The sequence below is a fragment of the Pedobacter sp. AC163 genome (assembly GCF_979258665.1).
In genome coordinates this window covers 3,975,124-3,994,626 of the sequence record NZ_OZ409872.1, presented here as the reverse complement: position 1 = coordinate 3,994,626, position 19,503 = coordinate 3,975,124, and the positions used below count along the sequence as shown (strand labels likewise).

Here is a 19,503-nt window from a genome sequence, read left to right as displayed (position 1 = left end):
TAAATAATTATTAGCGCAAATATTCAAATCGTATCAAAATGGATATGGCCAATGAAAATTGAAAAAATATAGAAAATATTTACAGCCCCTCTTGTTGTTTACAATTATTATTCAGATATTTGCACACTCTTAAAAAAATTAAGCGACGATATTTTAACAACTATATTTACAAGTCATGTCAAGAGTTTGTGATTTAACAGGAAAAATGGCAATGAAAGGTAATAACGTATCACACTCGAACGTTAAAACCAAACGCAAATTTTATCCTAATTTGAAACTTCAGAAATTTTATATCCCTGAAGAAGACCGTTGGATTACGTTGAAAGTTTCTACTTCAGCGATTAAAACCATCAATAAAGTGGGTATTAGCGAAGCGATTAACCGTTTCGTAAAAAAAGGATTTTTGTAAAAAACATTAACTGTTGAGATTAACAGTTTACAATTAATATTAAAATGGCAAAAAAAGGTAACAGAGTTCAGGTTATTTTAGAATGTACTGAGCACAAAGAAAGTGGCATGCCAGGTATGTCTAGATATATTTCTACGAAAAACCGTAAAAACACTACTGAGCGTTTAGAATTGAAAAAATTCAACCCGGTATTGAGAAAAGTAACCGTACACAAAGAAATTAAATAAGATTGGTGATTTATAATAGAAGGTTAGGGTGAGGAACCCCCATTCTATCAATCTATCATTCAATCATTAAAATTATAAGAACATGGCAAAGAAAGTAGTTGCAACCCTTAAAACAGGTACAGGTAAAGAATATTCGAAAGTGATCACAATGGTTAAATCACCAAAAACTGGTGCTTACTCATTCAAAGAACTTATCGTTCATAACGACCACGTAAAAGATGCTATCGCATCTAAATAAGGTTAATATTTTTTAATCAGAAAATATTAAAGGCCGTTCCGTTTTAACCGGGAGGGCTTTTTTTGTTATAGCAAATTTAGATATGGGCTTATTTGATTTTTTCAAAAAGAAGGAAACTGCTCCAGAGGCTCAAGAAGCTTTGGATAAAGGTTTAGAAAAAACTAAAGATGGTTTCTTTAATAAAATTACCAAAGCTGTTGCCGGAAAATCAACAGTTGATGACGAAGTACTCGATAATCTCGAAGAGGTTTTGGTTACTTCTGATGTTGGAGTAAGCACCACGTTAAAAATCATCAAACGGATTGAAGAACGCGTTTCTAAAGACAAATACCTTAACACGTCTGAATTAAATTTCATTTTAAGAGATGAAATTCAATTACTACTTTCTGAAAATAACAGCAACGATTTCCGTCAATTTGAGTATGGCGACCACAAACCCTATGTAATTATGGTGGTTGGTGTTAATGGCGTTGGTAAAACAACCACCATTGGCAAGTTGGCTCACAAGTTAAAAGAATCTGGCCTTAAAGTTGTTTTAGGTGCTGCAGATACTTTTAGAGCTGCTGCTGTAGATCAAATTAAACTTTGGGGAGAACGTGTTGGTGTAAGAGTTGTTGCCCAACCGATGGGATCTGATCCTGCCTCTGTTGCTTTTGACACTTTACAATCGGCTGTGGCCAATGGCGAAGATGTAGTAATTATTGATACTGCCGGACGTTTACACAATAAAGTCGGCTTAATGAATGAGTTGGGCAAAATTAAGCAGGTGATGCAAAAGGTTGTTCCGGGTGCGCCACATGAAATTTTGCTTGTATTAGATGCTTCAACCGGGCAAAATGCTTTTGAGCAATGCAAACAATTTACCGAAGCTACCGATGTAAATGCTTTAGCGATTACTAAATTAGATGGAACGGCTAAAGGTGGTGTGGTAATTGGCATTTCCGATCAGTTTAAAATTCCAGTAAAATATATTGGCGTAGGAGAAAAGATAGTCGATTTGCAGCTTTTTGATAAGAAAGAGTTTGTGAATAGCTTGTTTAAATAATGAATGCACTTCGTGTTTGATTACACCGATTCAATGATTACACTGATTTTTGTGTAAATTCACTAATGGAGGAATATGAAAATCACGAGCTAACACAAACTATAATTGGATGCTGTTATAAGGTGCATACGTATCTAGGTCCAGGCTTTCTGGAAAAGATCTATGTAAATGCCCTTAAAATTAAATTACAGCAGACCGGATTAAAATTCGAGATAGAGAAAGAATATATAGTGTTGTTCGAAGATCAGATAATAGGTAAGTTTAGATGTGATCTTATAGTGGAAGAAAAAATCATCGTAGAGCTTAAATCAGTAACTGGTTATCAACCAAAATTATTTCAAAATCAATTGATCTCTTATCTAAAAGCGAGCAAAATTAAAACAGGTTTATTGATCAATTTTGGAAACACCAGTTGTGAAGTCAAAAGAATATCGGTATAATCTTTCAAATAAATACACGCTAAAATCTGTGAAATCATAGAATCTGTGGAATCAACCCGCAAGGAAGCGTAAATAATAATATTATGAATACCAAAATAGTAAAAAGTAAAACCGCAATTAAACAACCCAAAATAAACGTAATTACTTTGGGTTGCTCTAAGAATATATACGATTCGGAAGTATTGATGGGGCAGCTACGTGGAAATAACTTAAACGTTGTTCACGAGTCTGATAAGATGGGGAAAGATGATATTGTAGTAATCAATACCTGCGGTTTTATTGATAATGCTAAACAAGAATCTATTGATACCATTCTCCAATTCAGCGAACTAAAGGAAGCAGGCAAAATTGGCAAAGTGGTAGTAACAGGATGTTTGTCTGAACGTTACAAACCAGAACTAGAATCGGAAATTACCAACGTGGATGCTTTTTTTGGCACCAACGATTTACAAAATATACTACACGAGTTAGGCGCAAACTACAAACATGAACTTATTGGCGAACGTTTATTAACTACGCCATCTCACTTTGCCTATTTCAAAATAGCCGAAGGTTGTAACCGTCCTTGTTCATTTTGTGCTATCCCGCTGATGCGTGGAAAACACATGAGTAAACCGATGGAAGAGCTGGTTAATGAAGCCAAAATTCTAGCTAAAAACGGCACAAAAGAGTTGATTCTAATTGCACAGGATTTAACTTACTACGGCTTAGATCTGTATGGCGTTAGAAAGTTAGATGAGCTTATGCGTCGTTTATCTGATGTTCCTGGTATTGAATGGATTCGTTTACAATACGCCTACCCTTCTGGTTTCCCGATGGAAATTTTGGATGCCATGAATGAGCGTGATAATATTTGCAAATATCTGGATATGCCGCTTCAACACATTACAGATAATATGTTGAAATCAATGCGTCGTGGTACAACGAAACAAAAAACCATTGATTTGGTGAACCAAATTAGAGATAAGGTGCCTAATATTGCGATGAGAACTACTTTAATTTGTGGTTATCCGGGCGAAACAGAACACGATTTTGAGGAAATGAAACAGTGGGTTGAAGAAACCAAGTTTGATCGTTTAGGTTGTTTTACCTATTCTCATGAAGAGAAAACTCATGCACACACCCTAGTTGATGATGTTGCTGATGAAGTTAAACAACAACGTGTAGATGAGATCATGGAAATACAGCAAGGCATTTCATATGATATTAACCAGGAAAAGGTAGGGCAGACTTTCAAAGTTTTGGTTGACAAAAAGGAGGGCGATTTCTTTGTTGGAAGAACAGAATTTGATTCACCGGAAGTAGATAACGAGGTTTTAATCGATGCTGCAACAGGTTATGCTGCAAATGGCAGTTTTGTAAATGTTAAAATAGACAGAGCTGAAGATTTTGATTTATACGGAACAATAGTTTAAAAAATTTATAAAATAAAAAAGCCTCGGTTTGAAATTTTCAACCGAGGCTTTTTGCTGTTCATTATTTTAGTTCTTTTTTTCTACTCTGGTTTTGATTTGACTTGGTTTTAACCAAATTTTTGCACCTTTTGAGTTTACGTAATACTTTTCGTTTTTAGCATTGATGTAAACATCAGAACCATCTGGTGCCATTTTGCCTTTCCAGGTTTTATCCGCTACTTTCGAACCGCCTTTCACTGCAACTTCGGCAGTTTTATTACCAACCGATTTTGCACCTTTTCCAATGGCTTTACCGGTTTTATCTAGTGCTTTACCAACATCTGTTTTTTTCTCTTGTGCATTAACACTTAAGCTTACACCGCCAAATAATGCGAGTGTTAATAATCCTATTGCAAATTTCTTTTTCATGACAGTTATTTTTTATTTAGTGTAGAACGCAATAACAGCCAATTTGTTTTAATTAGGATTACTATAAAATGTTAAATAAACCTTATTGAAGTGATATCCTTTTTGGCGCAAAAATTTTAATCCCAGCAGTATCACAAACAAAAAGATAAAACGAAAAAAAGGACTGCAGTAACCGATTAACAGTTCATTGCTTTACAGCTATTAATTTATTTTCTCGGCAAGTAACTTCATCTCCATTTGAGGCGATCGGTTTTCATATAAAATATTGTGAACGGCTTTACTAATTGGCATATCTACATTAAATTCAAGGTTTTTAATGTGCATACATTTGGCCGCATAATAGCCCTCAGCAATCATATTCATTTCTAGCTGCGCTGATTTTACAGTATAACCCTTGCCAACCATATTGCCAAAAGTACGGTTGCGGCTAAATTGAGAATAAGCTGTAACCAATAAATCGCCCAAATAGGCAGATTCCATAATGTCGCGGTTGATGGGGTGAACGGCATCAACGAAACGTTTTATTTCTCTAATGGCATTGCTAATTAATACCGCCTGGAAGTTATCGCCGTAACCTATACCGTGACAAATTCCGCTGGCTACAGCATAAATATTTTTTAAAACAGCAGCGTATTCTGTCCCGAAAATATCATCAGAAACGTTGGTTTTGATGTAATGGGTATTTAATAATGACGCAAAACCTGAGGCCTTTTCAATATCTGTACAGGCAATAGTGAGGTAAGATAGTTTTTCGAAAGCAACCTCTTCGGCATGGCAAGGGCCGCTAACCACCAAAATATCATGATATGGAATGGCGTAACGCTCATGTAAAAATTCTCCAATAATCAGGTTATCTTCTGGTACGATACCTTTAATCGCAGAAACAATCTTTTTCCCTTTTAGATCATCACTAGTAATTGCCGAAAGCGTTTCCTTTATGAAGGCGGCAGGTACGTTTAGGATCACAAAATCAGCAGCGCTAATAATTTCTTTTACGTTTGAAGACAAGTGGTCATCTGCCAATTTTATCTCAACAGAACTTAAGTAGTGTGGGTTATGCTTAAACTTTTTAATGTGATCGATAGCCACTTCATTGCGCATCCACCAATAAATTTCTTTTTCGGATAAATTATCAGAAAGCATTTTAACAATGGCAGTCGCCCAGCTCCCGCCCCCTATCATCGCTATTTTAGGTACCATGTTATAAAAAAGGTTTTAAGGTAAAAGGTGTTTCAAGAAAAAGATGTAAGGTAAAAGGTGTAAGCCTTAAGGTATAGACTTGATGTCTCTAAACCTTAAACCTTACACCCCTAACCTTGGTTTACAACTTAAACCATTGCGCAAGTTACTATTTCTTGCGATTAATTATAAACTACTTCTTGCCGTCTTTGTTAAACAACTGGTCTTTAGCTGTTTTTTCTACAACCATACCGTCTTTTAACTTATTTTGGATTGCTGAATAAGGACCTGTTACAATTTCCTGGCCAGCTTTTACACCCGATTTAACGATGATAAACTGATCATTCTGGATTCCTGTATTCACTTCAACTTTCTTCACCTTTTTCGTTTTGGCATCAAAAGTATATACGAATTGTTTTATTTTCTTATCGGTTAATTTCGACTTCTGCTTATCGGTATTTTCCTGATTCCCGCTATTTTTGTCGCCTTCGCCAGCCTTACCACTTTCGGTGAATACGGCCTGAATTGGAACAGCTAAACCATTAACGGTTTCGCTTTCAATGTCAACAGTGGCCGACATTCCCGGGCGGAAAATAGATTGTTGTTTGCCTTCCATTACTTCTGTAATTCTGATTTTTACAGAGAAATTTGTTACCTGATCTACTGATGTTGAAGTAGTTGTTCCAACCGCTGTTGATGAACTTGCGATTTCTGTTACCACACCTCTAAATTTTTTATCAGCAAAAGCATCAACCTCAATAGAAGCTTTATCGCCCACTTTAACACGGGTAATATCGTTTTCATTTACATCTACATTTACTTCCATTGATGAAAGATTGGAAATACGCATAATTTCGGTACCAGCCATTTGCGAGGTTCCCAAAATACGATCGCCCAATTCGATTGATAGTTTTGAAACTACACCATCTGCCGGAGCATAAATGGTCGTTCTTGCTAAATTTGCCCCTGCTTCCTTTACATTTGCACCTGTTTGCTCTAAAGTAAATTTAGCACCAGTTACATTTTCTTTTGCACTGGCTAAGGTTGCTTTAGCTGTTAAATAGGCAGCTTTGGCGGCATCAAATTCTGATGCTGATATCACTTTTTTATTAAACAATTCTACATTACGTTTATACGTAGCTTCTGCATTAACGAAATTAGCTTGATTTTGAGCTAATTGTTGTTGTGCGGCAGCAACACTTGCTTTCTGAGCGTTATATGAAGCCACTGTACGCTCATAACCCGATTGCAAAATATCTGGACGAACTTTACAAAGTAATTGGCCGGCTTTAACAATATCGCCTTCTTTAACTTTCAGTTCTACCACTTCTCCCGATACCTCAGAACTTAATTTAACTTCGGTTTCTGGTTGAATTTTACCACTTGCAGTTACTGTTTCTACCACAGTTTTATCTGATGCTTTATCTACAGTAACTTTTTCAATTTTTTCGCCACCTATAACGCCAGTTACCGCCAACACGGCTAAAATGGCAAGAATGACACCAATGGTAATTAATATGTGCTTCAGTTTCATAATTGTTTAATGTATTTCGTTGTTTTATTTTCGCTTCGCGGATGATTACACTGATTTAGTGATTTCACAGATTATTGTGTTTTTTTACTTTAGTTTTAGATCTTTATTCTTTGATCCTCATTCCTTGCTCTTATTTAAAAAGTAATTTGTTTCCCCAGGTAATAGTCAATTACTTTTGCTCTAAATAAAAGATCGTATTTGGCTTGTATAAAATCGATCTCAGCTTTGTTTCTATTTGTTTGTGCAGTACTGTAATCCAGTGAGTTTACCAATCCGACATTGTAACGTTGTTCAACCACATAAAAAGCATCTTTCTGTGCATCAAATGCGTTTTGAGTCGATCTATAACGACTTTCAGCTGCTCTTAAGTCTGTTGTAGCTTGAAAAATAACTTTGTTAAGGTTGTTTTTTGCCAGCTGCTCAGATGTTAACGAGTTCTGATAAGTAATTTTCGCCCGACGAACACTTGAGCGGGCAGAAAACCCATTAAATATTGGAATTTGCAAGCTCATACCTATACTCTGCCCCAAGCGCTGATTGATTTGATCGGCAAAAGATGACTGGGGAAATTGGCCAGCATAATTAAATTGGTAAGAATAAGATGTATTTAAACCTGCTCCTAAACTTAACGATGGATAGTAAGCACCTTTAGCTACCGCAATTGCTTGTTTGGCCGCCAATGACCTCAGACCCGCTAATTTAATATCTGGAAATATACTTAAGGCATTATTGTAAATTTCTTCTGCGCTGGTATTCGTTACTGCTGCTTTAACATTGTCAATCAATGGCGCCTGCACAACAAAACGTTGGTTAGGTTGCATTTCCATCAATTGTCCAAGTGTTAAGTAGGAAATGGAAAGTGCGTTTTGTGCATTTGTAAGGTTTAACTCTGCAGTTGCCACTTGAGATTTTGCTTGAGAAATATCTGCCAGAGTTTTATTACCTGCATCCAATAAAGCATTTTCTCTTACTAAAGTTTTATTGGCAATATCCAATTGTTCTTTAGAAGCTTTTTCTAAATCTGAATTATACAAAACCTGAAGATAGGCGGTAACAACATTTAAAATCAAATCATTTTTGATTTTTTCTACGTTACTCTTATCCGCCTCCAAAAGCGTTTTGTTTTGTTTAATCTGGTTAATTTTTGTTAACCCCTGAAATAAATCGACATTGGTACTTAAATTACCACTCGTAAATAATGAGGTTTGGTTGGTAACCTGAAATGTAGTTTGATCCAAACCACGACCAAAAGTTAAATTTGGATTTATACTGGCATTCAAATTTGGATAAAGTGCATATTTAGATTGTGTTAAATTTTCTTCACTCAGCGCCGCACTAAAAGCAGCTTGTTTAATGTTTAAGTTATTTTTCAGCGTATTTTCAACCGCTTGTTCAATGGTGATTACTTCTTGCGCCTTAACATTTTGACCAAAGCTTAGTGCTAATAACAATGCAGATCCGGTAAGTAACTTATTCTTGGTAAACATTTTCATAATTTGTTTCAAATCTATATAAACAACTTTAATAATTTCAATCTGTACAGGCATTTACTAACTTTGGTTGTAAAATGTACCTGATCAAATCGCCGCTTCTGCTAAAATGGTATTATCCATCATTGTTATGGAATAAATCCCGCACCGAAAAAGTTATTTATTTGACCTTTGACGATGGACCTATACCCAATGTTACAGATTTTGTTTTAAAAACTTTGAAAGCTTTTAACGCAAAGGCCACATTTTTCTGTATTGGCGATAATATTGTAAAACATCCCGAAGTTTACGCTCGTTTAATAAACGACGGACATGCCATCGGAAACCACACTTTTAACCATTTAAAAGGATGGAAAACCGACAATGAAACCTATATCGAAAATATCCTTAAGTGCCAGGAAATCACCCAAACCCATCTTTTCAGGCCTCCTTATGGAAGGATAAAAAAGTCTCAAGTCAAAAGTCTGCAGTCATTAGTTCTCAAAACGCAATCCGACTCAAGACTAAAAACTAAAGACTCTGGACTCAACATCGTAATGTGGGATGTACTCAGTGGCGATTTTGACATTAATCTTTCGCCCGAAAAGTGCTTCCAAAACGTGATCAAACACACCGAAAATGGTTCGATAGTGGTATTTCATGATAGTTTGAAAGCTTTCGATCGTTTGGAGTTCACATTGCCAAGGGTGTTAAAATATTTTTCGGATAAAGGTTTCACTTTTTCAACGCTGTAGCCTTTAGCCAATCCTGTGCCATAGAAAATTAGCGTCGTTAGTTCCCTGTATAAGGTTATAATAGCATGAATGCATTTCAAGATACGTTCGTAAATGAACATTAATGTTCGTTTATGGACAGTTATATAACTTATACTAAAAGGTATAACTGAGGGGTTATTTAAATTTATTCTTTGAGCTAAATGAAGAAATAATTACTACGTTTTCATGACTTCATTTTCAATCATTTACAGTAATTTAGAACAATTCCAAATTACTTAATAGCCTGCCCGAATTATATTTAAGGGTTATTTTTGCTATTTTTGTTTTGACCAAAATATTGAGCTTAATTGGCTTAATAACACAAATTAATTTACAACAACATATTCTTTTTCACACGACAGGAAATAAGCATTTTCGCTACCTAAACCTACAAGAAAGAGAATAAAATATCTAAGATGAGTATTTATAACGATTATATCCAGGAGATTGAAGACAGAAAAGCTCAAGGTCTTCACCCTAAACCTATTGATGGCGCTGAGCTGCTGAGTGAAATCATCACGCAAATTAAAAACGTAAATAATTTTAACAGAGAAGAAGCTGTTAATTTTTTCATCTACAATACTTTGCCCGGAACCACTGGCGCAGCAGTTGTAAAGGCACAGTTTTTAAAAGAAATAATTTTAGGTGAAGCGGTAGTTGCAGAAATTACTCCAGATTTTGCTTTCGAACTGCTATCGCACATGAAGGGCGGACCTTCTATCAAAGTTTTATTAGATATCGCTCTGGCAGATAATGGCGATAAAGCCCATAAAGCTGCTAATGTGCTTAAAACACAGGTTTTCTTATACGATGCAGATACAGATCGATTAAAAGAGGCTTATCATAATGGAAATGAGATCGCTAAAGAGATTTTGGAAAGCTATGCACAGGCTGAGTTTTTCACAAAACTCCCTGAGGTAGCCGAAGAAATTAAAGTAGTAACGTTTATTGCTGGTATTGGCGACATTTCTACAGATTTATTGTCTCCAGGAAATCAGGCGCACTCCCGTTCTGACCGTGAATTGCATGGAAAATGCATGATTACGCCAGAAGCTCAGGAAGAAATTCAGGCTTTACAGGCACAGCATCCGGATAAAAGTGTGATGTTAGTTGCTGAAAAAGGTACGATGGGCGTGGGTTCTTCTCGCATGTCGGGAGTAAACAATGTAGCCCTTTGGACAGGTAAAAAATCTAGTCCTTACATTCCATTTGTAAACATAGCGCCTATTGTTGGTGGTACTAATGGCATTTCCCCAATTTTCCTTACCACAGTTGATGTAACAGGTGGTATTGGTATCGACCTTAAAAACTGGGTAAAAAAGATTGATGAAAATGGCAACGTGATCCGCAATGAAAACGATGAACCTATCTTGGAACAGGTTTATTCCATTGAAACAGGCACTGTACTGACCATCAATACCAGAACAAAAAAATTATATAACGGCGAGTTTGAATTAATTGATATTTCAAAAGCGCTAACTCCGCAAAAAATGGAGTTTATCAAAGCTGGCGGTTCATACGCTATTGTGTTTGGTAAAAAAATCCAAACCTTCGCAGCTAAAACTTTGGGTATTGAAGCTCCAATCGTTTTTGCCCCAGCTAAAGAAGTTTCTATTGCAGGCCAAGGTTTAACTGCTGTAGAAAAAATCTTCAACAGAAATGCTGTGGGTTTAACTCAAGGTAAAATTTTACACGCTGGTTCTGATGTTCGTGTGGAAGTAAACATTGTTGGTTCTCAGGATACCACCGGTTTGATGACCGCCCAGGAGTTAGAGGCAATGGCTGCGACTGTCATATCACCAATTGTTGATGGCGCTTACCAATCGGGTTGCCACACGGCATCTGTGTGGGATAAAAAAGCCCAAGCCAACATTCCTAAATTGATGAAATTTATGAATGAGTTTGGTGTAATTACCGCCCGCGACCCTAAAGGTGAATACCACGCAATGACCGATGTGATTCATAAAGTACTGAATGACATTACCATTGACGAATGGGCAATCATTATCGGTGGCGATTCGCACACCCGTATGTCTAAAGGCGTGGCTTTCGGTGCCGATTCTGGCACTGTGGCACTAGCGCTGGCAACTGGTGAGGCTTCAATGCCAATTCCTGAATCGGTTAAGGTAACTTTCAAAGGTGCCATGAAAACGCACATGGATTTCCGTGATGTGGTACACGCGACCCAATTACAAATGTTGCAGCAATTTGATGGCGAAAATGTATTCCAGGGTCGTATTATTGAAGTTCACATTGGAACTTTATTAGCCGATCAGGCTTTTACTTTTACCGATTGGACAGCAGAGATGAAAGCAAAAGCATCTATTTGCATTTCACAGGATGATACTTTAATTCAATCTTTAGAAATTGCTAAAAATCGGATTCAAATCATGATAGACAAAGGTATGGACAACCATAACCAGGTGCTACAAGGCTTAATCAACAAAGCAAACAAACGTATTGAGGAAATAAAAACAGGCATCAAACCTGCTTTAATGCCAGATGATAATGCGAAATATTATGCAGAGGTAGTCATTGATTTGGATTTAATTGAAGAGCCAATGATTGCCGATCCGGATGTGAACAATGTTGACGTTTCTAAACGCTACACCCATGATACCATCAGAGATTTAACTTTCTACGGAGGCGATAAAAAGGTAGACCTTGGCTTCGTTGGATCTTGCATGGTTCACAAAGACGATTTGAAAATCGTTTCGCAAATGTTAAGAAATGTAGAGCAAAAAACAGGAACAGTTTCTTTCAAAGCTCCGTTAGTGGTTGCTGCCCCTACTTATAATATCATTGATGAATTAAAAGCGGAAGGTGATTGGGAATACCTGCAAAAGTATTCTGGATTTGAATTTAGCGATGCATTGCCGAAAAGTTCAGCCCGTACAGAATATGAAAACATCATGTACTTAGAGCGTCCAGGCTGTAACTTATGTATGGGTAACCAGGAAAAAGCAGCAAAAGGAGATACCGTCATGGCAACTTCAACCCGCTTGTTCCAGGGCCGTGTGGTAGAAGATAGAGATGGTAAAAAAGGTGAGTCTTTATTGGCTTCCACTCCTGTAGTCGTTCTTTCTGCAATTTTAGGTCGTATTCCAAGTATTGAAGAATATAAAACTGCAGTTGAAGGTATTAACTTAACCAAGTTTACCCCTGTTTCTACCAAATTATAAGAAACAAAAATCTGCATTTATTGTTATTAAATTAGAGGCTGTCTGACTTATCAGATAGCCTCTTTAATTATGCAAAAACAGCATAGAATGTTTTTAATTAGATTTTTTGACAAATCATAAAAATAAGTCTGTCAAAAAATGTTTAATTTAGTTTGTATTGAAATTGATAATAATTTTTAAAAAATAAAGTATGGCTTTCGACATAGACATGATTAAGAAGGTTTACGCAAATTTCGGCCCGCGTGTAGATGCGGCCCGTAAAATTGTAGGCAGACCTTTAACATTATCAGAAAAAATATTATACGCCCACCTTTGGGATGGCGATCCTAAAAAATCATTTTCTCGTGGAACTGATTATGTAGATTTCGCTCCAGACCGTGTAGCAATGCAAGATGCTACCGCACAAATGGCACTTTTGCAATTTATGCAAGCTGGTCGTCCACAAGTTGCTGTTCCATCAACGGTTCATTGCGATCACTTAATTACTGCTAAAGAAGGTGCAGCGATAGATCTTCCTCATGCAAGGACAGAAAGTGCAGAAGTTTTTGATTTCTTATCTTCTGTATCCAATAAATATGGAATCGGTTTCTGGAAACCAGGTGCAGGTATTATTCACCAGGTAGTTTTAGAAAATTATGCTTTCCCTGGCGGAATGATGATTGGAACCGACTCACACACCGTTAATGCTGGTGGTTTGGGCATGGTTGCAATTGGTGTTGGCGGTGCCGATGCTTGCGATGTGATGGCGGGTTTACCTTGGGAACTTAAATTCCCTAAATTAATCGGTGTTAAGTTAACCGGTAAATTAAACGGTTGGACCGCAGCAAAAGATGTGATTTTAAAAGTTGCAGGTATCTTAACCGTAAAAGGTGGTACCGGTGCAATTGTGGAATATTTTGGTGATGGTGCAATCAACTTAAGCTGTACAGGTAAAGGTACCATTTGCAATATGGGGGCTGAAATCGGTGCAACCACATCTACTTTCGGTTATGATGAAAGCATGGAACGTTACTTACGCTCAACTGATCGCAATGAAGTAGCTGACGAAGCCAATAAGATAAAAGAATATTTAACTGGTGATGCTGAAGTGTATGCTGACCCTGAAAACTATTTCGATCAGGTAATCGAAATTGATTTAGATACATTAGAACCCTACTTAAACGGTCCGTTTACGCCAGATTTGGCTACTCCGGTTTCGCAGATGAAAGTAGAGGCAGAGAAAAACGGATGGCCTTTGAAAGTGGAATGGGGCTTAATTGGTTCTTGTACCAATTCTTCCTACGAAGATTTGTCAAGAGCTGCATCCATCGCTAACCAGGCTATTTCAAAAGGTTTGGTAACGAAAGCTGAGTTTGGCATCAATCCTGGTTCTGAGCAAGTACGTTACACGGCTGATCGTGACGGTTATTTAAAAACCTTCGAAGATTTGGACGCTACAATTTTCACCAATGCCTGCGGCCCATGTATTGGAATGTGGGATAGAACCGGTGCAGAAAAGGCAGAGAAAAACACGATCGTTCACTCGTTTAACAGAAACTTTGCAAAACGTGCCGATGGTAACCCGAACACTTACGCCTTTGTTGCATCGCCAGAAATGGTTGCTGCCATTGCAATTGCGGGTGATTTAGGTTTTAACCCATTAACAGATACGCTTACAAATGATAAAGGTGAACAAGTTAAATTAGACCCTCCTACCGGCTTTGAATTACCTACTAAAGGTTTTGCTGTTGAAGATGCGGGTTATCAGGCGCCAGCAGAAGATGGTTCAAAGGTAGAAGTTTTAGTTTCTCCGACCTCTCACCGCTTGCAATTGCTTGATCCATTTACACCTTGGGAAGGCACAGATTTAAAAGGCTTGAAACTTTTAATCAAAGCAAAAGGCAAATGTACAACAGATCATATTTCAATGGCTGGTCCGTGGTTAAAATTCCGTGGTCACTTAGATAACATTTCGAACAACATGTTAATCGGTGCAGTGAATTACTTCAACGATAAAACAGACAGTGTTAAAAATGAATTAACAGGAGAATATGGTCCTGTTCCGGCAACACAACGCGATTATAAAGCAGCAGGTTTCGGATCGATCGTTATTGGTGATGAAAATTATGGCGAAGGCTCATCACGTGAGCATGCCGCGATGGAACCTCGTCATCTTGGAGTTCGTGCAGTTTTAGTAAAATCTTTTGCCCGTATCCACGAAACCAACCTGAAAAAGCAAGGAATGTTAGGTTTAACTTTTGCTGATAAAGACGATTACGACAAAATTTTAGAAGGCGATACAGTTGATATTTTAGGGTTGACAGAGTTTGCTCCAGATAAGCCACTCACTTTGGTTTTACACCATGCAGATGGAACTGAGGAATCTTTCCCGGTTAATCACAGTTATAATGCACAGCAAATCGACTGGTTTAAGGCCGGCGGTGCGTTAAATATCATCAGAGCTGAGGCTGCAGCGAAAGCTGGACTTTAGTTAGTCTTGAGTCTTCAGTCAGAAGTCTGCAGTTTACATATTGTAAATCCCGCTTTGAGCAAAATCAGGGCGGGATTTTTTTATTTGGAAAGCAGATGCAGTGATTTTTTTAACGGTTCGGTCCCGCTAATGCTACAAGCCCCGAAGAAAATCGGGAGCTTTTCGCGAATATCGGGTTTAGGTACTTAGACTGTTGCGAAAAACCTACTCAAATTCATGACCACAATCAAGGCATCGGATCACTTCTATTTTCGGTAGCCGATAATTAAATATTCCGAATAGGTTAAATTTGTTATACCTTTTTTCTGATCGGTGAAGATTTTTAGATCCGCATTTTGGACAAATGACCAACTCTTCAGCCATGGGGTTTTCCTCCACTTGGCTGTCAATATCTTCAAGCTGGTGATCTTCTATCAACAGCTTATTAATCGCTTCAAAGTCCCTTTCAAAAACGATAAGCTTAATACCTCCTATGGCCTGATTGTAGAGCGGGTTGATCGTGGCCACATTTTCATCGGCAAGGAAACACGCAAAACCCGAATCTTCTAGTCTAGCCCTGATAATATTGGCTTCCATTGGATCGTAGTAAGTACTATAAACTATGGTCTTGTCGTTCATGAGTTCAAGATAATCATATTTCTAACAGATCTAAAAAAGATAAGACCGCAGATTCTCTCCGATTTTTTAAATCTGCGTTTCTTATCTGCGAAGATCTGCGGGAAAACAGCCTTAGTTTTTCAAAAATTCCTGCCACCAATAACCCGAATACTTGATGGTGCGTTTCAATGTTTTAAAATCAGTGTGAACAAGCCCAAAGCGGGCGTTGAAGCCTTCAGCCCATTCAAAATTGTCCATTAATGTCCAGGCCATATAACCCGTGATGTTAATTCCATCGCTTTTTGCCTTAAGTAACGCCTCCAGATATATCTTAAAATATTCAATCCGCTCTGCATCTACAATATTGCCATTGTCTACCTTATCATGGTAGGCGGCTCCATTTTCGGTAATCATCAAATTCTTAATGTTCGGATAGGCAGCAAATTGCTTAATGATATTGTAAAAACTATTGGCATTAATTTCCCAACCCATTGCGGTATGTGGTTTTTTACGGCTTTTGGCTTTTACCTCCCAGGCCTGGATTACTGGAATAAATGCATTGTATTTAATTGTTAGTGGAAAATAGTTCTGCAAACCAATAAAATCGAAATCAAATTTCATCCTATCCTGCAAACGCCAGGTTCCATATTCCATTTGAAATTTCTCCAAAACTTCCCAATCTCCAGTTGGAAAGCCCAAACCTTGTGCCGGCTCTACAAAAAGTCTATTCATCAAACAATCTACTCGCTTGGCAGCCAGTAAATCGTTATCGCTATGCGTGTGAGGAATAATCTCTGAGCAAGAATAAGTGGTTCCGATATTGGCATTACTGACCTCTGCCCTCAAGATTTTCCCACCCTCAGCCTGTGCTAGAGCAGTATGTAACACAGCAGGAAAAAAATTGCTTAATCCGGTTTTTCCTGGTGCATGGATGCCTAGCATGTAACCCAGTGAAGTGTAACCAAACGGCTCATTCAACACGATCCAATTTTTGACTTTGTCGCCATATTCGAGCGCACAAATACTCACAAATGCATTGAAGGCTGCATTAATACTGAAACTGGTCCATCCACCCTCATCTTCCAAAGCCTGAGGCAAATCCCAATGATAGAGTGTGATATAAGGCGTAATTCCATGACTTAAACATTCATCTATTATACGATGGTAAAAACGTAATCCCTCTTGGTTAACCTCTCCTCTGCCAGCAGGTAAAATCCTCGACCATGCAATGGAAAACCTGAATATCTTAAAACCTAATAATTTCACCAAAGCAATGTCTTCCTGATAACGATGATAAAAATCGCAGGCAACATTCATCTTATGACCATTTTTAATTTTCCCATTTCGATTGGAAAAGTTATCCCAAATGGACGGCCCCTTACCATAAGAACTGGTAGCGCCTTCAATTTGTGGTGCCGCTGTAGCTACTCCCCATAAAAAGTCCGATCCAAAATCACTTGCTTTAATCATAGTCTTATCTTACTGCCTCAAGTTGCAACTTTAATATTAACAAAACATTAACTTACATTACAGCACAAAAAGAAAACATTTTTTAATAGTTTTACTGATGCGCTTTTCATTAATTCTCTTTTTATTCTTAATATTTTGCTCGAAACTTTGGGCAAATTTTTCTCCGCCAATAAATGATGAATTAGTAAATGCAGTAAACATCCCAAACACTACCGGATTCTGTAGCGTTGATGCGGCCTATAGTAATGTTGAAGCCACCGCATCGACTATTTATAATAAACCTACAAGTTGGGTAGCAATCGGAAAAGATGTTTGGTTTAAGTTTACCGCTACAAAATATGATGTTAATATTTCAGTAAGTGGCCAGGTTAATTCGAGCAGCACCAATACACTATTAAATCCCCTAATAGCACTCTATACCTTTGACCCTCTTAGTAACGCTGTATCAGAAATACCTGTTTCAACAACTCCATCAAATAATGTAAACGTATTATACAAAGGAGGTTTAAAACTTGGCGAGATATATTACATTAGAGTTAGCGCACAGAATGATAATACAGGAACTTTTAAACTTTGTGTAGACAATTATTTCCCACCCCTTCAGCCTGGACAAGATTGCGGTACGTTTTCAATACTCTGCAGCAAAGAAACTTTTACTCAACTTAATGTAGCAGGTGGAGGTAACAATCTGAGTGAAACTGTTGGCACTTGCCTGGATGGTAATGAAGCCAACACCGCCTGGTACATGTTCAAAGCTTCTAAAGCAGGTAGTTTCACTTTTACAATTACACCAACCGTTACTACCAACGATATTGACTGGATATTTTATGATTTGGGATTGAATGGAAATTGTGGCAACATGAATCCTTCAACTGCGATAAGATGTGCTGCCGGTAGTGGGGTTACCTGTACACCAAGCTATTTCAAAACTGGACTTAGTTTAACTGAAACGGATTTAACAGAGCAGAGCGGGTGTGGCTTAGGACAAAATGGTTTTTTGAAATATGTTGATTTAATTGAAGATCATGTGTATGCTATTCTGATTAATAATTTTGATCAGGCGAACAATGGCTTCACTTTAGAATTTGGGGGAGATGCAGATTTAGCAGGACCAAGTGCTGAAATAGCTGTAGAGAAGTTAAACCCGTGTACAGATAGCCAGGCGTATGTATTTGAAAGTATTGCCGCTAATTATGCAGACTTAAAATGGTCATTTGGTGAAGGTGCAAGTTTAGCAACCGCAGATGGCATTGGCCCCTACACCATCACTTACAACACACCGGGAGAAAAAGTTGTTGTGCTCGAAGCCAAAGGGAGCAATGGTTGTAGTGTGATAACCACAAAGAACTTTATCGTCGCTAAAACGCCCGATAAACCCACTATCACAGCATCTGATTTGACCTTATGCCAAGGCGATGTGCTGCAACTTTCAACACCATTTCTGAACCTTGCTACTTACCACTGGAGCGGACCAAATGGCTTCACTTCTACCGAACAAAACCCGGCTATACCGAACGTGGGTCCTGAACATATTGGAATTTATAAACTATATGTACAAGTTGGAGACTGCATTAGTGAAGAAAATTCATTGGAAATTCTTTCCGTTGATTTGAAACCAGAGGCGGCATTCTCTATTGTAGTAAATAACAAATGTGAAGCGAATCAGAGTTTTTCATTCGTGAATGCATCTAAAAATTATACCAAGCTTAAATGGGATTTCGGTTTATCAGTGCGAACAAATACCGATGCTGCAAACAACGGTAAAGTAATCACTTTTGATACGCCAGGACTGAAAACGATTACTTTAACCATTGAAACTGACAACGGCTGTGTAGCTATCGCTACCCAAGAAATTCTGGTAGAGTTGAAGCCTGAAATTCCAGAAATTTCGATCAACAAACCAGCTTTCTGCATAAACGATTTAATAAGACTTTCCGTTCCCCAACAGGAAAACATGAGTTACCTGTGGACAGGCCCAGACAATTTTACGGCAACCAACAGTAGCGTGGAAATACCGGTAGCTAATTTCAACAAAGCCGGAGAATACAAAATTGTACTCACTTTAGGAACTTGCAGCTCTGATCCTACAAGTATAATTGTACCTCCAATCGCCAGAATCCCGATAGCGGGTTTCTATACCGAACCTTCTTTTAATGTCAAGTTTTCAGTGCCTGCCCCAATCGTTTTTACAAATACTTCTCAATTTGGAGATTATTTTGAGTGGCACTTTGGTGATGGAACTTTTTCCTCTGAAAAAAGCCCTACACATACCTTTCAAACGGATGGGACTTTTAAGATTACTTTGACGGCATTTTCAAATAATGGTTGTTGGAATTCGATCACTCAAGGCGATTTGATCGTAAGAAAAGAAGCTTCAATATTTACACCAAATGCATTTTCGCCAAACGGCGATGGTGTAAACGATGAATTTGTAGTAGGCATTACTAATCTAAAAAGGTATAGAATTCAAATTTATAACCGATATGGCAATCAGTTATTTTTTACCGATAATATTTTCGACAATTGGAAAGGAACCTTTAAAAATACCGAGCTACCAACAGGTGTTTATTATTATGTAATTCTCGGAACTCATTTAAACAATAATACCGTTAAATATACAGGATCGGTTACGCTATTGCGATAA

General features: G+C 37.7%; 16 protein-coding genes. 10 read left to right on the top strand and 6 right to left on the bottom strand.

Annotated elements, in window-relative coordinates; all coding sequences use genetic code 11:
- Window positions 1–175: 175 nt before the first annotated feature.
- The 6 genes from rpmB (at window position 176) to rimO (ending at window position 3,774) form a co-directional block, all read left to right on the top strand.
- Complete coding sequence (gene rpmB, locus ACZZZK_RS17360) at window positions 176–409, top strand: 50S ribosomal protein L28 (RefSeq protein WP_010599806.1); 234 nt, start codon at window positions 176–178, stop codon at window positions 407–409.
- Window positions 410–453: 44 nt separating this feature from the next.
- Complete coding sequence (gene rpmG, locus ACZZZK_RS17355; protein ID WP_010599807.1) at window positions 454–636, top strand: 50S ribosomal protein L33; 183 nt, start codon at window positions 454–456, stop codon at window positions 634–636.
- Between the two features lie 82 nt (window positions 637–718).
- On the top strand, window positions 719–874 hold the full coding sequence (locus ACZZZK_RS17350) for a DUF4295 domain-containing protein (protein ID WP_010599808.1): 156 nt from the start codon (window positions 719–721) through the stop codon (window positions 872–874).
- 82 nt (window positions 875–956) lie between these two features.
- The gene (ftsY, locus tag ACZZZK_RS17345; RefSeq protein WP_463485207.1) at window positions 957–1,919 is read left to right on the top strand and encodes a signal recognition particle-docking protein FtsY; all 963 of its coding nucleotides are present in this window, start codon (window positions 957–959) and stop codon (window positions 1,917–1,919) included.
- A gap of 65 nt (window positions 1,920–1,984) precedes the next feature.
- Entirely contained in the window at window positions 1,985–2,359 is a 375-nt protein-coding gene (locus ACZZZK_RS17340; protein ID WP_463485206.1) for a GxxExxY protein, read from the top strand.
- Window positions 2,360–2,442: 83 nt separating this feature from the next.
- Window positions 2,443–3,774, top strand: coding sequence for a 30S ribosomal protein S12 methylthiotransferase RimO (gene rimO, locus ACZZZK_RS17335; RefSeq protein WP_463485205.1), 1,332 nt, complete (start codon window positions 2,443–2,445; stop codon window positions 3,772–3,774).
- Window positions 3,775–3,840: 66 nt separating this feature from the next.
- On the opposite strand, the gene ACZZZK_RS17330 is transcribed toward rimO, so the two are convergent.
- The 4 genes from ACZZZK_RS17330 to ACZZZK_RS17315 all read right to left on the bottom strand — a co-directional run bounded on the left by ACZZZK_RS17330 (window position 3,841) and on the right by ACZZZK_RS17315 (window position 8,442).
- On the bottom strand, window positions 3,841–4,182 hold the full coding sequence (locus tag ACZZZK_RS17330; protein WP_056848597.1) for a hypothetical protein: 342 nt from the start codon (window positions 4,180–4,182) through the stop codon (window positions 3,841–3,843).
- Between the two features lie 201 nt (window positions 4,183–4,383).
- On the bottom strand, window positions 4,384–5,382 hold the full coding sequence (locus ACZZZK_RS17325; protein WP_463485204.1) for an NAD(P)H-dependent glycerol-3-phosphate dehydrogenase: 999 nt from the start codon (window positions 5,380–5,382) through the stop codon (window positions 4,384–4,386).
- Between the two features lie 172 nt (window positions 5,383–5,554).
- A complete protein-coding gene (locus tag ACZZZK_RS17320) occupies window positions 5,555–6,895 on the bottom strand; it encodes an efflux RND transporter periplasmic adaptor subunit (protein ID WP_463485203.1) in 1,341 nt (446 codons plus the stop codon).
- A 134-nt stretch (window positions 6,896–7,029) separates the two neighbouring features.
- Window positions 7,030–8,442, bottom strand: a complete 1,413-nt coding sequence (locus ACZZZK_RS17315; RefSeq protein ID WP_463485202.1) for a TolC family protein — start codon at window positions 8,440–8,442, stop codon at window positions 7,030–7,032.
- A 20-nt stretch (window positions 8,443–8,462) separates the two neighbouring features.
- On the opposite strand from ACZZZK_RS17315, the gene ACZZZK_RS17310 reads away from it, so the two are divergent.
- The 3 genes from ACZZZK_RS17310 to ACZZZK_RS17300 all read left to right on the top strand — a co-directional run bounded on the left by ACZZZK_RS17310 (window position 8,463) and on the right by ACZZZK_RS17300 (window position 14,792).
- A complete protein-coding gene (locus tag ACZZZK_RS17310; protein WP_463485201.1) occupies window positions 8,463–9,119 on the top strand; it encodes a polysaccharide deacetylase family protein in 657 nt (218 codons plus the stop codon).
- Window positions 9,120–9,556: 437 nt separating this feature from the next.
- A complete protein-coding gene (locus tag ACZZZK_RS17305) occupies window positions 9,557–12,322 on the top strand; it encodes a bifunctional aconitate hydratase 2/2-methylisocitrate dehydratase (RefSeq protein ID WP_463485200.1) in 2,766 nt (921 codons plus the stop codon).
- Window positions 12,323–12,512: 190 nt separating this feature from the next.
- Window positions 12,513–14,792 (top strand): aconitate hydratase, encoded by a 2,280-nt coding sequence (locus ACZZZK_RS17300; protein WP_463485199.1) that lies wholly within the window; start codon window positions 12,513–12,515, stop codon window positions 14,790–14,792.
- A 204-nt stretch (window positions 14,793–14,996) separates the two neighbouring features.
- Here ACZZZK_RS17300 and ACZZZK_RS17295 read toward each other — a convergent pair whose 3' ends face one another.
- A complete protein-coding gene (locus tag ACZZZK_RS17295; protein ID WP_463485198.1) occupies window positions 14,997–15,410 on the bottom strand; it encodes a putative signal transducing protein in 414 nt (137 codons plus the stop codon).
- A gap of 111 nt (window positions 15,411–15,521) precedes the next feature.
- The gene (locus ACZZZK_RS17290) at window positions 15,522–16,859 is read right to left on the bottom strand and encodes a GH1 family beta-glucosidase (RefSeq protein ID WP_463485197.1); all 1,338 of its coding nucleotides are present in this window, start codon (window positions 16,857–16,859) and stop codon (window positions 15,522–15,524) included.
- A 97-nt stretch (window positions 16,860–16,956) separates the two neighbouring features.
- Between ACZZZK_RS17290 and ACZZZK_RS17285 the strand changes: the two genes are divergently transcribed.
- Window positions 16,957–19,503, top strand: a complete 2,547-nt coding sequence (locus tag ACZZZK_RS17285; RefSeq protein ID WP_463485196.1) for a PKD domain-containing protein — start codon at window positions 16,957–16,959, stop codon at window positions 19,501–19,503.

Excerpts from the sequence above, each read along its gene's own strand:
- rpmB (WP_010599806.1), top strand. The coding sequence starts at position 176 with ATGTCAAGAGTTTGTGATTTAACAGGAAAAATGGCAATGAAAGGTAAT.
- rpmG (WP_010599807.1), top strand. The coding sequence starts at position 454 with ATGGCAAAAAAAGGTAACAGAGTTCAGGTTATTTTAGAATGTACTGAG.
- ACZZZK_RS17350 (WP_010599808.1), top strand. The coding sequence starts at position 719 with ATGGCAAAGAAAGTAGTTGCAACCCTTAAAACAGGTACAGGTAAAGAA.
- ftsY (WP_463485207.1), top strand. The coding sequence starts at position 957 with ATGGGCTTATTTGATTTTTTCAAAAAGAAGGAAACTGCTCCAGAGGCT.
- ACZZZK_RS17340 (WP_463485206.1), top strand. The coding sequence starts at position 1,985 with ATGGAGGAATATGAAAATCACGAGCTAACACAAACTATAATTGGATGC.
- rimO (WP_463485205.1), top strand. The coding sequence starts at position 2,443 with ATGAATACCAAAATAGTAAAAAGTAAAACCGCAATTAAACAACCCAAA.
- ACZZZK_RS17330 (WP_056848597.1), bottom strand. The coding sequence starts at position 4,182 with ATGAAAAAGAAATTTGCAATAGGATTATTAACACTCGCATTATTTGGC.
- ACZZZK_RS17325 (WP_463485204.1), bottom strand. The coding sequence starts at position 5,382 with ATGGTACCTAAAATAGCGATGATAGGGGGCGGGAGCTGGGCGACTGCC.
- ACZZZK_RS17320 (WP_463485203.1), bottom strand. The coding sequence starts at position 6,895 with ATGAAACTGAAGCACATATTAATTACCATTGGTGTCATTCTTGCCATT.
- ACZZZK_RS17315 (WP_463485202.1), bottom strand. The coding sequence starts at position 8,442 with ATGCCTGTACAGATTGAAATTATTAAAGTTGTTTATATAGATTTGAAA.
- ACZZZK_RS17310 (WP_463485201.1), top strand. The coding sequence starts at position 8,463 with ATGTACCTGATCAAATCGCCGCTTCTGCTAAAATGGTATTATCCATCA.
- ACZZZK_RS17305 (WP_463485200.1), top strand. The coding sequence starts at position 9,557 with ATGAGTATTTATAACGATTATATCCAGGAGATTGAAGACAGAAAAGCT.
- ACZZZK_RS17300 (WP_463485199.1), top strand. The coding sequence starts at position 12,513 with ATGGCTTTCGACATAGACATGATTAAGAAGGTTTACGCAAATTTCGGC.
- ACZZZK_RS17295 (WP_463485198.1), bottom strand. The coding sequence starts at position 15,410 with ATGAACGACAAGACCATAGTTTATAGTACTTACTACGATCCAATGGAA.
- ACZZZK_RS17290 (WP_463485197.1), bottom strand. The coding sequence starts at position 16,859 with ATGATTAAAGCAAGTGATTTTGGATCGGACTTTTTATGGGGAGTAGCT.
- ACZZZK_RS17285 (WP_463485196.1), top strand. The coding sequence starts at position 16,957 with ATGCGCTTTTCATTAATTCTCTTTTTATTCTTAATATTTTGCTCGAAA.